The following is a 14,900-nucleotide window of genomic DNA, read 5'->3' as shown; positions in this document are numbered from 1 at the left end:
GAATCACAAGTTCATCTTACATAGGACATATATGATATATTGCTAACCCTAAATTGATTCAAATATATGAATTTTTATAACTATGCTATTGCGTGGCGATCATCTATACATGCAATGACATTAAAGAGAACCATTATGAGAATACAACTTGTATTATTATCTCTTTTTGTTCTGATTCTACAATTGCAAGCTAACAACCTTAGCGCCCAGAGACTGACATTAAATGCGAACAGTATGTCTTTGGAAAATGTATTAAAGGAAATCACCAGACAGACGTCTTACGACTTTCTGTTTAACCCCAGGTTGTTGAAAGAAAACGCACGGCCTGTGACGTTAAATCAGCGAAACATGCCACTTGACGAGGCCCTTGTAGAAATTTTCGAAAATCAACCGAATCTATCCTATACAGTCGATCAAAAGACAGTTGTTATACGACCCAAGAAAGAGAGAGGCGTAGGCGAAGGGGTTATAAAAACAGCGGAAGCATTACAGCGAACTATTCATGGAAAGGTAACGAATGAAAAAGGCGAACCTATCCCGGGTATAACAGTCACGGTAAAAGGTACCAACATAGCCACGAAAACAGACAATAACGGAGATTATCAGATTAATGTCCCGTCCGCAAACGATATCCTGCTGTTTACGGGAATTGGACTTACCCCTCAAGAAAGACCGATCGATACATCTGGAATGGTGAATGTAACCTTAAAGGAGATGCTTAGCAGTCTTGAAGAGATTACGGTCGTCGTGGGGTATGGTACGCAAAAGAAAGTGAATCTAACAGGAGCCGTAAGCCAGGTTTCTGGTGAGGACTTTGCCCAGCGCCCTATAACACAGGTGTCACAAGCCTTGCAGGGAGCAATCCCAAATGTCAATGTAACTTTTGGATCGGGAAGACCGGGCACAAGCGGTAGTGTAAACGTACGTGGAACGACCTCAATAAATGGGGGAGGACCACTGATTCTGATTGACGGTATTTTGGGAACATTGGACCGTGTCAACGTAAACGATATCGAGTCGATTACAGTGCTAAAAGATGCATCCGCCGCAGCTGTATATGGTGCGCGTGGTGCATTTGGGGTGATCTTGGTGACGACTAAAAGTGCCAAAGAAGGTAAAACGAATATTTCCTATACCGCCAATGCGGGATATACGACACATGCCGTAAATACCGACTTTATTACTTCCGGATACTGGAATGCCAAAATCACGGATGAAGCGATGTACAATGCGTTGGGTTACGGGACTACCCGATATTCCGAGGAAGATTATGAAGAACTCTGGGCGCGTGTCAACGACAAGACCGAAAATCCCGATCGACCCTGGGTCGTCGTCAAACAAAATGCCGGCGGGCAGGACATGTACCGCTATTATGGGAATTTTGACTGGTTTAATTATTTTTACGACGATAAGCGTCCAAAACAAGAGCACAATCTAACACTATCCGGTGGAAATGATAAAACTCGATATTCCCTGACCGGTGCCACCTCTAAGGAACAGGGGATTTTCAATATCAATCCCGATCAGTATAGACGGCATAATCTCCGGGCAAAGGTGGAGAGCCAACTCAAAGACTGGTTGACGGTGAGCAACAATACCCACTTCTTTAAATCAAAGTACGATTGGCATGGCTTGGGAACCAATTTCAATACGGTAGATAACGGTGTTAGTAATGATCCGATTTATCAATATCATCCTGCATATGTACCCCGAAATCCAGACGGTACGCTGACAGGTTATTCGGGAATAAACAGCTATCCTATCGGCTACGGTATGCACAATGCTTTGGAAAGCGGTACCATGAAAGGATATAATAATCACACGGAATTGACGAATACCACGGAGGCTATATTCAAACTGATGACGGGATTGACCTTGACGGCTAACTACTCCTACCGGGAGTTCCGTTCAGAGTATTCATACCGTTATACACCACAGTATTATTCCAAGTTTCCCGGCGTCTTGGAGCGGAGCAATCTGGGGGCACTCTCTCTGGATCGGCTCAATGAAAACATGACGAAATATTCTTGGAACTTTATCAATGTTTTTGGTAACTACGAAAAGAGCTTCGGTGATCATCATCTGAGCGTGATGGCCGGTTTTAACCAGGAAGACCGGACATACAAGCGTATTGGAGGAATTGGTGATAAATTGTTGTCTGAATCATTGAATGACTTTGATTTGGTCGTGGGGAATAAACAACTGAGCGGAGGTGCCGATGAATGGGCGGTGCGTGGCGGGTTTTATCGACTAAATTATAACTTTGCTGGAAAGTACCTCTTTGAAGCCAGCGGCCGTTACGACGGGACGTCACGATTCCCACAACATAGCCGATTTGGTTTCTTCCCCTCATTCTCGGCAGGATGGCGTCTGAGTGAAGAGTCCTTTTTTGATGGATTACGCCCTATAGTGAATAATCTAAAGATCAGAGCTTCGTACGGATCACTCGGAAATCAGGAAGTAGGTACTTATGAATATATAGCTTCCATGAATACGGATCGTCAGATAGACTATTTGGTGGATGGACAACGGTTGAGTGTAACCGATCCTCCGGCACCTGTAGCGAATACACTGACCTGGGAAAGTATCACCACAAGTAATCTCGGACTGGATCTGAATATGTTGCGGAACCGACTTTCAGTAGAAGCTGATGTCTATATCCGCGACACACGTAAAATGCTGGGTCCCGGCCAGCAACTGCCCGGTGTATTCGGTGCCAGTGAACCGCGTATCAATGCGGCTGATCTCCGCACAAAGGGCTTCGATCTGACGCTTGGGTGGAACGATAAGTTCCAACTTGCAGGAAAATCCTTTTCTTATAATATCCGTGGAGTATTGTCCGATTATGTCGCACGGGTAACCAAGTTTGATAATCCTGACGGACATCTCGGTTCTCACTATGCTGGTAAGCAGTGGGGCGAAATCTGGGGATATACCTATGATGGTTTCTTTAAAACGACCGAGGAAGCTCAGGCCTGGGCTTCCATCGTCAACCAGGATCAGATCAATAAGCGCCGTGTGCAGGCGCCTACCGCTGAGCTTCGTATGTTGCAGGCGGGCGATATTAAAATCATGGATCTCAATGAAGATGGAATCATCAATTCCGGCGCCAATACCTTGGACGATCCGGGCGATCGTCGGATTATTGGGAACAGTCTGCCGCGGTACTCTTACGGGCTTACCTTGGGCGGAAGCTGGAGCGGGATAGACATGACGGTCTTCTTCCAGGGGATTGGTCGTAGACATTGGTATCCTGATCCCAATAGTGCGGCATTCTGGTCTGTATATTCTCGACCATATGATTCCTTTATTCCTATCGATTTTCCAAGCAAGGTATGGTCGCCAGACAATCCTAATGCTTATTTCCCATTTCTACGCGGATATACGGCACAGAACGCAGAATTGTCGGTTGCCAACGATATGTATCTGCAGGACTTGGCATATTTAAAACTTCGCAATATGACTATCGGTTATACCCTACCTCAGACATGGATGAATCGTATCAAGGTAAATCGGCTGCGTCTGTATGTGAGCGGGGAAAATCTGCATACATGGACAAAACTGAAAACAGATTATATGGATCCGGAGTCGGTCATGTCCGACCCTACAGGTCGGAGTTACCCGATGGGAAGAGTCTATTCGTTTGGCGCACAATTGACTTTTTAATCGATGATAAGCTTATTAAAAAATAAAAAAATGAGAAAGATATTCCATTATATAATTATAGGTACGGTTGGCTTATTACTGTCCTGCAACGATGATTATCTGGAGCGTTATCCGTTGGCCGAGCTGGCCCCGGAAAACTATTTCCGCAATGCACAGGAGTTGCAGAACTACACGAATGCATTTTACGATCTTTTGCCGGATGCGCTCGCTATTCACTATAATAACCCCCATCAGGCGGATGACGAAGCCCGAAATACATTAGCAGATGAATTTCGGGGCTCACGGATCACACCGGGGAGTGGAGGGGGCTGGTCCTGGAGCACATTGCGTCGGATTAATCTTTACCTCGCGTATTCGCATCAGTGTGAGGATGAGTCCGCGCGTCTACTGTACGACGGTATCGCCCGGTTTTTCAGGGCTTATTTTTATTTCGATAAAGTCGTTCGTTTTGGTGATGTACCCTGGTACGATGCGGTATTGGGTGTAGATGATGAAGGGCTCCTCAAACCACGCGATTCTCGGAAAGAGGTGTTTGCCAAGATGTTGGAAGATATCGACTTTGCAATTGCGCATTGTCAGGAGCAGAAGAGTGCCCAATTGATTACCAAATGGACGGCATTAGCTTTGAAATCCCGGATGTGCCTGTTTGAAGGGACATTCCGCAAGTACCACGGTCTGGGTGACTGGCAGGATATTTTACACGAAGCCGTTGAAGCATCAGAGCAGTTGATGGAAGGTCCATATAGCATCTATACCAGTAGCCCCGATAAAGCGTATCAGGAGCTCTTTATTGCTGATGAAGCGATCACGCAGGAAATGATTTTGGCACGGCAATATACAGAGGCACTGCCTTTGATACATTCAGCTAACTTTTATATCCTTTCCGCTTCGTTCGGTAGGCCAGGCATGCAAAAATCTGTCGTAGACAGTTACCTGATGAAGGACGGAAGCCGCTTTACGGATATACCGGGTTATGAGACGATGCAATTCTATGAAGAAAGCCAAAACCGGGATCCCCGTATGGCGCAGACGATCCGTACACCGGGATACCGTCGGATCGGAGGTACCCAGGATGTTGTGCCGGATTTCGCAACTTGTGTGACCGGATACCAATATGTGAAGTATGTCCTAGCACCTAGTTATGATGCGGGTCGGAATGTCAATGATATGCCTATCTTCCGGTATGCCGAAGTGCTGTTGAACTTTGCGGAGGCCAAGGCCGAACTCGGGTTGCTCCTGCAGCCGGATATTGACCGCAGCATCAAGCTGCTGCGCGATCGGGTGGACATGCCCAATCTGAATGTCGATGCAGCCAATGCCAATCCGGATCCCTATCTCGTTTCCGAATACCCGAATGTAGAGAGTGGAGCGAACAGAGGTGTTATACTCGAGATCCGCCGCGAACGCCGCATTGAACTCATCAAAGAAGGTCATCGTTACCGTGATCTTATGCGGTGGATGGAAGGGGCCCGGTTGGCTAAGCCTTTTTATGGGATGTATTTTCCGGGTGCCGGGGAATACGATCTGGATCATAACGGTACGATTGATCTGGTGATTTACCAAGGTAGTGCGCCTACTCCGGTACCGGGCAGACAGTATCAACGGCTTGGTGAGCTGGTTTTGGAGAACGGCACGAACGGTGGACGGATTGTTAACTTTCCCGATATCAGCAAGACTTGGGATGAGCGAAAAGATTACCTGTATCCTATACCGTTGGAAGAGTTGACGTTAAACAAAGCGTTGGAACAGAATCCGTGGTGGGATGATATTGAAAGAGATTAGTTGAAGAAATGAAAAATTTAGACAGATGAAAACAAAAAATTTAACCCTATTATTCTTCCTTACGTTCCTAATGGCTACGTCATGTAAAAGCAGTGGAGAGTTCGATCCGGGCCCTTTTGCGGGAGGGGATAAGGGAGATAAAACCTTATTGACATTTCAGGTGTCGGATGCGTCCGGAGATCCTATTGAAGGGGCGTATGTCGTGTCTTATCGACAACTAGCACCCTTGCATATCCGGGTGGGCGAAGGCTTTACCGATCAACAGGGCCAGATACAACTGGAAGATCAGACACATACCACGGAGGGGTATGCAACGGTTGTTGCCCCCGGGTACAATTCCAAAAAAGTAACGCTCAACATAGAGCAGAAACAGGAAAATACTATTCAAGTGACCTTGGCTGACCAAGATGTGCTCAAGGTGATGAGTTACAATATCTTAGTGGGGCTTAGTAATGATACGAAACTGCGGCAGGATTTTGCAGCTTGGGTAGCTACTTACGATCCCGATATAATCCTGTTTCAGGAAACGTCGAACTTTACCGACGCCTCATTTGCAGCATTTGCAAAAACGTTTGGGCATGATTATGCTGTGCGTACGAAAACCACAGGTATCCCGACAGGTATCACCTCCAAAGAACCCATCACAAATATCCGGAAGGTGGTTCAAACAGGGGTGTTACATCACGGATATGTAACCGGTGAAACGTCTGGTATGCGCATATTTTCTATTCACTTATGTCCCTATGAACTGGACAATGAAAGGAATATTTATCAGATTGACCGAAAAGATGAAATAGAAATTATCATGAATGATGCGACGCAATACACGAATGTTCCGGTTATCATGGGTGGGGATTTGAATTCGCACAACACGTTTGACCGTGACAGTTATGGGCCGGGGTACAGCTATGGGAATAGAGATCATGCTGTTTACAATACGGTTAAGGAGAATAATTTCTACGATACATACCCACTGCGCAATAGCGATTTTAAAGCGACATGGCCGGTAGCGGAAATTGCGGTCAATGGCCCCAATAGAGGAGCCCGATTAGATTATATGTTTGTAAATAATACTATAAAAAATGATGTCGTCTTTTCGGATATTTTATACTCGGTCTATACGGACAAATTTTCCGACCACTATCCGACGTATATTGAAATAAAGAAGTAAATCAATCACTCAATGACTGATCATGTTATATAAAAAATATGCTAAACAGATGTTATCGGCTATGTATCCGGTAGCATCTATGTTCCTCTTGCTTCTGACCATATGGGGATGTAGTAAAGAGCTGGAAGTCGCAGAAACACTAGAGGTTAGTAACTTAGACCCTACGGTCCTTGCTGCTGGTGGTGCCGTTTCTCTTGATATCACCTCCAATGCTTCGTGGAAAGTCGGCAAAATAGATGTCTCTTGGTTGCATGTAGAAAATACTGCAGGAGAAGGCGACGGGCAACTACGCTTATCGTGTGATGAAAATGATGCGGTTGAATCGCGGACAGTTGAGTTTTTTGTCGTCACCACAAAAGATGGTACATATCAAAAAATTGTACTCACACAATTGGCGACCGATCCATTTATCGAAATTGGGCAGAATGAACTCGAAGTTGGATCGCGGCCGCGAAGTCATGCGGTTCAGCTGAACACCAATATTCCGGCTGGAGCAATTCGTGCCGAAATTCTGTACGAAGAGGAAGCAGAGAATTGGGTAGTCGGTGTAAATGTTGAAGATGGAACGCTTAAATTCCAAACAACACTGAACAGTTTGGCGGAGGAGAGAGTAGCTACGATTATACTATCCTATGAAGATATATCAGGACAGGATTTGGATGTGTGGGATAAAATAACCATTACACAAATGGCGAGTGGGAACGAGCCACCATCTGAAACAGTGGAATTTAGTTATGTCAAAGGGCTGCCATTGGGTGAAATCGTTGAAAATATATCTATTATAGGGAATATCGTTTCTACGGGAACTTCGGATAACTTTAAGAAAAATACGTATATCATTCAGAACGGTAACAGTTCGGCCATAGCATTTGAAGGTATTGAAAATCTGACATTCGATAAATACGATAAGGTTCATTTGCTTTTGGATGGTGCTCAAATAGAAACATTTGAAGACTGTGGTGTTCAGTATCGGGTGATTCGGGGTATTAGTGCCGCAAACATATTGGAGCGTACGGCAAACGTAGGTTTCACGCCACCAACCATGCATATTAGTGAACTGACAGATGCACATCTATTATCAGTTGTAACCCTAAAGGATGTAGAATTTGCTATGCCACACGGTGCATATACTAATATTCATGAGTATTACGCTGGTGAACCTAGAGTAGAAGCTTATTCGGATTATGCGACTAAGCATTATCCGGCTCCTATAACAGACATAGATGGCGATAATATGTATCTGATTACGAACAGAGAGGTCACTTATCGACGAAACGCTGTTCCCAAAGGGTCGGGTACCATTACGGGCGTAGTGGTTAAAATAATGGATAGTGCTTATGGTGATTTGGGCCAATACTCTATTCGTCACCTTGAAGAGTCGGATATTGCCATCAATCCAAATCGGGCAAATGGGTTTTCGGAAATATTGGTAGAGTGGGAACTTCCTCCAACAACTGGATTTCCAAACGGAACCCCCAACTTGCCAGCTACGACAGGGCCTGCAAGTGCTACACTACAGAAGGACGAGGGAACAGGTTTTTATTCGGGTAACACATTAAACGGAATATATCTCATTGATAAGTATAGAGGTGATGTTTCAGGGTCTGGTACTGCAGTGAGCAAGTCTTGTTATAATGTAAACTCGTGGGGACCGGGAAGGTATTGGATAATGGATAATGTATCTACACTGGGAATTACTTCTTCTCTTTCGTTGCAATTTGAAGCTAATAGTGCTACGACCAGTGGCCCACGGGATTTTGCAGTCGAATATTCGCTGGATGGTGACAATTGGACTCGTATAGCTGCCTATCAGCTCACCGGTCAAATTGCTGCTAATGTGGGACAGGATGTTATCGCTGGTTTTAAAGTGTTCACATACCGTTTGCCTAACGAGTTACTCAATAAGCCGAATATTAAAATCAGGTTGATGAATATCAATAATACGTCGGTAACTGGTGGTACTTTCACCTCAACAACAACAAGTCGATTAGCTCATTTCTCGATAAAATATAATAAATGATAATTTAAAAAACAATTTTTAAGGGTGTCTCATGTGTTTGTCCCAGATAAATGTAGGAGACACCCTTTTTAAATAAAGAAGGAATGGATAAAATAAAAGTAATATTCAAAGGCGTATTATATGTAGTTTTTACGGTTTTTTCCGTTGCCTGTGCTAAGGAAGGCGGTTCCGCAGAGGATAAAAAAGGGGATGAAACAAACAATCTAACTGCTCCTTATAATGATGTCAATGTGCAATATGAAGGTCGGGTAGACCTCAAATCGCAGGATGGAGCTTATCTGTATTGGCCTGGAACGGCGGTACGGATGAAATTTTCCGGAACAGGCGTAAAGGCGATCCTGCGGGATTTTAGTTCCAACAATGACAATTATTTTCAGATTATTATCGACGGAAGTCCACGTGGTAAGCTCAAGCTTGATAAAACAAAGCGACAGTACACATTAGCCAGCAACCTGGGGGGAGGAGAACATGAGGTTGAATTATTTAAAATAAACCACATGAATGCAGGATATGCCCGGGGATATTCGGTGTTTTACGGCTTTGATGTAATCGGTGACGGCGAGGTGCTGGATGCCCCTTCTTTGAAAGAAAGGAAAATAGAGTTTTATGGTAATTCCATTACCTGTGGACGGTCCAATGAAGACAATACCGGAGCGGACAGCCCAGCCAGTGAATATGAAAACAACTATTTAGCTTATGGTGCCATAACGGCAAGACATTTTGAGGCACAATATCATTGTATTGCCATGAGTGGTATTGGAATGACTGTCGGTTATACCGATGTCATCATGCCGGAGCTCTACGACCGGCTAAACCCGCTTGAGGGTAGCCGTAAGTGGGATTTTAAAAAATATGTACCTGATATTGTTGTGATCAATTTACTTCAGAACGATGCTTCTATTCTGAACACCCCGGCCAACAATCCGAGTGAATTCCAAAAAAGATGGGGAGGTACACAACCCACCGATCAACAGCTTGTCACCAAATATCGGTCGTTTATAAGTACAATAAGACAAAAATATCCACAGGCGCATATTATATGTACCTTGGGCAGCATGAATGCTGTTACATTTAAAGAAGGTAGGTATGCGGATATCATAGAAGATGCCGTCGACGGAATGGATGATGATAAAGTCTATGTCCACCTGTTTGCCTATAAAGGCACATCGGGACATCCCAATGTGTCGGAGCATCGGGAGATGGCAAACAGTCTGATCTCTTTTATCGAAGAAAACATAACTTGGTAATGAGGGCTGCTACCTGTTCTATCCGACGAGCTATCTCTTCGGGTATTTCAGCTAGCAGTTTTACCAAAACAGCTAGCGCTATAAGCAGGGCTGCTACCTGTTTTACCGCGCAAGCTACCTCTTCCGGCATTTCAGTTAACAGTTTTACCAAAACAGCTAGCGCTATAAGCAGGACTGCTACCTGTTCTATCCGACGAGCTATCTCTTCGGGTATTTCAGCTAGCAGTTTTACCAAAACAGCTAGCGCTATAAGCAGGACTGCTACCTGTTTTACCGCGCAAGCTACCTGTTCCGGCATTTCAGTTAACAGTTTTGCCAAAACAGCGAACAGTTCTACCAAAACAGCTAGCTGCCCGATGTCCGGATTTATGACACCTGATTTGTCAAAAAACCCGGATAACAGCCTAAATAAAGCGTATTTTAAGCGAAAAATCTGTTCAAAAATACCCAAAAAAGGTGTAAAAATGAGACAGCGAGCTATTAACCCTACCCCCCGAATTGGTCTCATTTTTACACCTTTGCCTATTTTTGTACTGCACGTACACTATATCATACAAACACGTTTTCATACAGATATCGTTGTCTGTATTCAATAGGCGTACAGCCCGTAATACGCTTGAAATGGCGAAAAAAATTAGACCGGTTGTTAAAGCCACATTCAAAGCAGATGGACTCGGTCGTAGGAATATTGTTCTCAATGAGTATACGTTTAGCATGACTAATGCGTACTTCAATCAAAAAGTCCCGAAATGTTTTTTTTGTCATCATCTTGAAGTAACGGCAAAAAGAAGTAACACTCAAGTGCGCTACCGACGAAATTTCTTCCAATGAGATTTCGTCTCGGTAATTGGAAAGAATATAATGGTATATCTTATTGATACGATCCGTCTCATCTTTATTGGCATGGTACGAGGAAAGTCCGGAAGTAATCTTTGTTGTTTCCTTACTATTGGCCAAGATATGTACCATATTGAGTATGGTGATCAACCTGCTCATCCCTTCTTGCTGTACAGATTCTTGCATTAAGTTGAGAATTTCTTTCTTCGTTTTCCCATGAATGATTAGTCCGGACTGTGCCCGTTCATACAACGCGTGGACAGCGGTAGCCTCTTGCTTCGAGAGAAAATCGGCACCCATGAAATCGGGGAGGAAATGTACGACAATAGCCTCTGCGGTGACGTCCGGATTCCCTTCGAAATATTGCTTGTTGCATCGCCACATATGTGGGAGGTTTTCACCCAATAAGAGTAACTCTTCGGCATCAAAATTACTGATGTTATCTCCTACAAACCGTACCCCTTCTCCGCGTATAATGTAATGTAACTCTAGCTCAGGATGGTAATGCCAGACCGTGCCAAAGTTAGGTAAGGTATGTTGCCTCGCGAGGTAGGGAAATTGCGTGTTTCTCGGTACGAGGTGAAAATGTGCTTTCATGTTTACAATTGTGAGTCAGTATACAAATTTACATAAAGGTGTATACAAAAACAAAGTGCCTTGGTATCTTGATAGGACTTATTTTATCTGTAATTCTTTGTTTTCAGTGTTTTGAGTTAGGTTTCTTACGTTTTTTTGATCGTGCTACAATATTAGGGATGATAATATAGTATACAATGTAGGCAAACCGATGAACTGGATTAGCCATTTTTTCTGTCATATTTGTACTGTTGATCGATGATAAAAAATAGATCAGTAATATTATGATCTAACCAAAATTTATAAATGGAATAATATACGTTTACATATTTTTACATGGCAAGGATGCTTTTAACCCTTAATAATCTATAAATATATGAGACAACATTCTTTGTTCGGTAAGTACTGGAGGTTTCTAGTACATCGTCGAGAATTTCATTTCTCGGAACTAGATCGCTTTCCACTTTTCTTATCGTATACGAGTATGACGATTCTTCTTTTGCTGATCACATTGCCGAGCGTTTTTGCGGAAAATGTAGAACAGGATGCTGTCACCGTAACGGGAAAGGTGGAGTTAATGGTGGGAGACACCTCCCGACCCTATGAGGGTGTAAATGTCCAGGAAAAAGGTATTCGAAACCGTACAACGACCAATTCGCAAGGCGATTTTTCCATTCGTGTACGTAAAGGAGCAGTGTTGGTGTTCTCCATGTTGGGATATGTCACACGGGAAATTGCTGTGGGCACGAATACGACCGTGAACGTGGTGCTTGTGGAAGACTTGAAAGATCTGGATGAGGTCGTGGTGACCGGATACCAGACACAGGAGCGGCGCACGATCACGGGGGCTATGGGACAGGTAAAGGCTGCAGATTTCGAAGACATGCCTATTCAGACCTTTGATCAGGCGATGCAGGGACGCATGGCCGGGGTATTAGTACAGGGTGTGTCCGGGACACCTGGTGGTCCAATGCGGGTCGAAATCCGCGGAACGGGTTCCATCTCTGCCGGTACTCAACCGTTGTACATTGTGGATGGTGTAGAAATCAGTACAGAAGAGGGGGATGTGTCGGATGTCACGGCATCCAATCCGTTGGCACTCTTGAATCCTGATGACATTGAATCCATTGAAGTGCTGAAGGATGGCGCTGCGGCTTCCATCTATGGTGCGCAGGCAGCTAACGGAGTGGTCCTGATCACGACCAAGAAAGGGGTGGAGGGAAAAACAAATATTTCCCTCAACTATTACAAAGGGATTCAGGAACCCGTACCGTTGTTGCCCATGATGAACACGCAGCAGTATCTGAACGTTCGCATGGAGGCGATAAGCAACCTAAATCCGGACTGGGCATATGATCGGGTGCGCACAGAAGTGCTGTCGCAAAACCAGTTGCCCGTGACGTTGACTGATGCAGAGATCTCCGCCATTCCAACCTATGACTGGCAGAGCGAGGCATTCCGCCTCGGGTATACCGACAATGTGCAATTGGTCGCTTCGGGAGGCACGAAGCAAACTACTTTCCGGGTTTCCTCATCGTTCAACAAAACGGATGCTACTGTGGTAGGCAATGACTTCATGCGGGCGACGCTCAGCTCACGGTTAGACCATCAAGTCAATAAACGTTTACATCTGTACCTGAACACCATTCTGAGTACGCAGGAATATAACGGCAGCTACGGTTCATGGAATTCCAGTAATTGGTTTGCTTCGCCCCAAATGAGGGCACCTTTGATGTTGCCTTTTCTGCCCATCTATCTGGAAGACGGTTCGTACAATTCCCCCATGGACCGGTTCCCCGGGGAAAATCCTTACAATACGCTCCAAGTGACGGAAGTGAACACGCAACGGGCCAGAACCCATAACTTGCTCGGTCACCTGAGATTTCGTTATGACATGACAAAGGGCTTAAAATTTGAATCACGGTTCGGATTGAACTACCGGCTGCTCCACTCTGAGTTTTATCAAGACCCTCGTACGGTATATGCCAATCCGTTTGGTGGAATCAAGCAGTTCCGGATGCAACCGAGCCTATCGTTTACGACGTCACAGACGTTGACATACAACAAATCACTCGGGGGAGGACACAACCTGAATACACTCTTGGGCGTGGAATACCGGAGCTACCACCGGTATCGGGTGGGAACCACTGCCGAGGGGTTCCCTTCCTACGAATTCAGGTATTTGTCCTCGGCCGCCGTCATCCGGGATGCCTATGAAAATATTACAGATAGTAAGCGAGCGGGGGCATTCAGCCAGGTGAACTACAACTATAAGAAAAAATACATGTTCAGTGCCGTGTTGAGATATGATGGTTCTTCGCGTTTTGGCGCTGACAACCGCTATGGTTGGTTCCCCTCTTTCTCCGTAGGCTGGGATGCTTCGCAAGAGCCGTTCCTCAAGAGAACCAATTGGGCGCAGCAGCTGAAATTACGTGCGAGCTACGGCGAAACCGGCAACAGTGCCATCGGCGATTTTGCAGCGCGGGCGCTTTCGGATGGAAGTGGTTCCTACGAAGGAAAGCCGGGTACGTCACGATCACAGATAGGCAATGACGACCTTCGCTGGGAAAGGAACATCATGACGAATGTTGGTGTAGATTTCTCGTTTTTCAAACGTCGTCTCTATGGCTCGGTAGACGCCTTCCAGCGCCGCAGTAAGGATTTGCTGCTACTGGTACCGCTTCCTAATACCAGTGGCTTTTCGAGTGTATGGCGGAATGTGGCCGAGGTGAGAAATAAAGGGCTGGAGGTAGAGCTGGGCTCTGACCTTATCAGGAGAGGCGACTTTCGTTGGACATCGACGTTCAATATCACGTTTATCCGTAACCGTGTCACTCGGCTTTACCGTGATATTATTGATGACCTTGTGGATGAAGGGGTCGACGGCAACGAGATAACAGAAGATGAAGTGATGGTTTTGCCGGGAGATCCCGGGATTCGTGTAGGATACCCCATGTATACCAACTGGGCGTTCCAGTATGCGGGTGTGAACGCGGCGACGGGTAAGCCTATGTGGTGGCAGGGAGAGAATAACCTCACGTATGCACCCACGGGTATGACTGCTCCTTATGGATTAGGCAATAGATTGTCTGATTATTATGGAGGAGTTACGAACAAGTTTCGGTACAAACGTGTGGAACTGGGTATCTTCTTCCAATACGATATGGGTCGGGAGTTATATAACCAGACAAATACCTATCACTATGTCAATGGCAACAGGCAGTCCAATTCGCTGGCCAGGGTTTACGATGCGCGGTGGACAACACCTGGACAGATGACGACTACTCCACGTCCTATTGATGGTGCGACAGAGGTGTTGGCACAGCCGATGGACCGGCATTCCTCCCGTTTTCTGGAAGATGCGTCCTACATTCGGCTCAAGGAACTGTCGCTTAACTACCGAGTGCCTACCAAATACATCAGCCGATTCAATCTTCGGAATGTAGACTTCTATGTCCGGGCGGTGAATATCTTGACTTGGACAAAATGGACAGGCTACGACCCGGAGTTTTACATTAGTGACAGTGTTTTTACCTCGAATCAAAATCAAATTCCGCCGGCACGTACATATACCATCGGCTTTAAGGTAGGATTTTAAAAT

The 14,900-nt window shown here is 45.2% G+C and carries 8 protein-coding genes; 6 read left to right on the top strand and 2 right to left on the bottom strand.

Translation table 11 applies throughout. From position 1 onward, the window contains the following. The first annotated feature begins 135 nt into the window (after window positions 1-135). The 5 genes from G5B30_RS00775 (at window position 136) to G5B30_RS00755 (ending at window position 9,886) form a co-directional block, all read left to right on the top strand. Window positions 136-3,666 carry a TonB-dependent receptor gene (locus tag G5B30_RS00775; RefSeq protein WP_165318045.1) on the top strand — a complete coding sequence of 1,177 codons (3,531 nt, stop codon included), beginning with the start codon at window positions 136-138 and terminating at the stop codon, window positions 3,664-3,666. A gap of 30 nt (window positions 3,667-3,696) precedes the next feature. Continuing rightward, window positions 3,697-5,448, top strand: a complete 1,752-nt coding sequence (locus G5B30_RS00770; protein WP_165318044.1) for a RagB/SusD family nutrient uptake outer membrane protein — start codon at window positions 3,697-3,699, stop codon at window positions 5,446-5,448. Between the two features lie 25 nt (window positions 5,449-5,473). Beyond that, the gene (locus G5B30_RS00765; RefSeq protein WP_165318043.1) at window positions 5,474-6,619 is read left to right on the top strand and encodes an endonuclease/exonuclease/phosphatase family protein; all 1,146 of its coding nucleotides are present in this window, start codon (window positions 5,474-5,476) and stop codon (window positions 6,617-6,619) included. Window positions 6,620-6,641: 22 nt separating this feature from the next. After that, a complete protein-coding gene (locus G5B30_RS00760) occupies window positions 6,642-8,639 on the top strand; it encodes a DUF5689 domain-containing protein (RefSeq protein ID WP_165318042.1) in 1,998 nt (665 codons plus the stop codon). Window positions 8,640-8,722: 83 nt separating this feature from the next. Next, window positions 8,723-9,886 carry an SGNH/GDSL hydrolase family protein gene (locus G5B30_RS00755; RefSeq protein WP_165318041.1) on the top strand — a complete coding sequence of 388 codons (1,164 nt, stop codon included), beginning with the start codon at window positions 8,723-8,725 and terminating at the stop codon, window positions 9,884-9,886. Here G5B30_RS00755 and G5B30_RS00750 read toward each other — a convergent pair. Together G5B30_RS00750 and G5B30_RS00745 are read right to left on the bottom strand one after the other, a co-directional pair. Beyond that, on the bottom strand, window positions 9,861-10,394 hold the full coding sequence (locus tag G5B30_RS00750; RefSeq protein WP_165318040.1) for a hypothetical protein: 534 nt from the start codon (window positions 10,392-10,394) through the stop codon (window positions 9,861-9,863). The genes G5B30_RS00755 and G5B30_RS00750 overlap by 26 nt on opposite strands. A 41-nt stretch (window positions 10,395-10,435) precedes the next feature. Beyond that, window positions 10,436-11,320, bottom strand: coding sequence for an AraC family transcriptional regulator (locus tag G5B30_RS00745; RefSeq protein WP_165318039.1), 885 nt, complete (start codon window positions 11,318-11,320; stop codon window positions 10,436-10,438). Window positions 11,321-11,675: 355 nt separating this feature from the next. Here G5B30_RS00745 and G5B30_RS00740 point away from each other — a divergent pair, with 355 nt between their 5' ends. Further along, a complete protein-coding gene (locus G5B30_RS00740; RefSeq protein ID WP_165318038.1) occupies window positions 11,676-14,897 on the top strand; it encodes a SusC/RagA family TonB-linked outer membrane protein in 3,222 nt (1,073 codons plus the stop codon). Window positions 14,898-14,900: the final 3 nt, after the last annotated feature.

The organism is Sphingobacterium sp. SGG-5, assembly GCF_011043525.1.
Classification (GTDB): Bacteria; Bacteroidota; Bacteroidia; order Sphingobacteriales; family Sphingobacteriaceae; genus Sphingobacterium.
This window is presented reverse-complemented; position numbering and strand designations above follow the sequence as displayed.

Coding starts and splice junctions, on each gene's coding strand:
- G5B30_RS00775 (WP_165318045.1), top strand. CDS start 136: ATGAGAATACAACTTGTATTATTATCTCTTTTTGTTCTGATTCTACAA.
- G5B30_RS00770 (WP_165318044.1), top strand. CDS start 3,697: ATGAGAAAGATATTCCATTATATAATTATAGGTACGGTTGGCTTATTA.
- G5B30_RS00765 (WP_165318043.1), top strand. CDS start 5,474: ATGAAAACAAAAAATTTAACCCTATTATTCTTCCTTACGTTCCTAATG.
- G5B30_RS00760 (WP_165318042.1), top strand. CDS start 6,642: ATGTTATATAAAAAATATGCTAAACAGATGTTATCGGCTATGTATCCG.
- G5B30_RS00755 (WP_165318041.1), top strand. CDS start 8,723: ATGGATAAAATAAAAGTAATATTCAAAGGCGTATTATATGTAGTTTTT.
- G5B30_RS00750 (WP_165318040.1), bottom strand. CDS start 10,394: ATGAGACCAATTCGGGGGGTAGGGTTAATAGCTCGCTGTCTCATTTTT.
- G5B30_RS00745 (WP_165318039.1), bottom strand. CDS start 11,320: ATGAAAGCACATTTTCACCTCGTACCGAGAAACACGCAATTTCCCTAC.
- G5B30_RS00740 (WP_165318038.1), top strand. CDS start 11,676: ATGAGACAACATTCTTTGTTCGGTAAGTACTGGAGGTTTCTAGTACAT.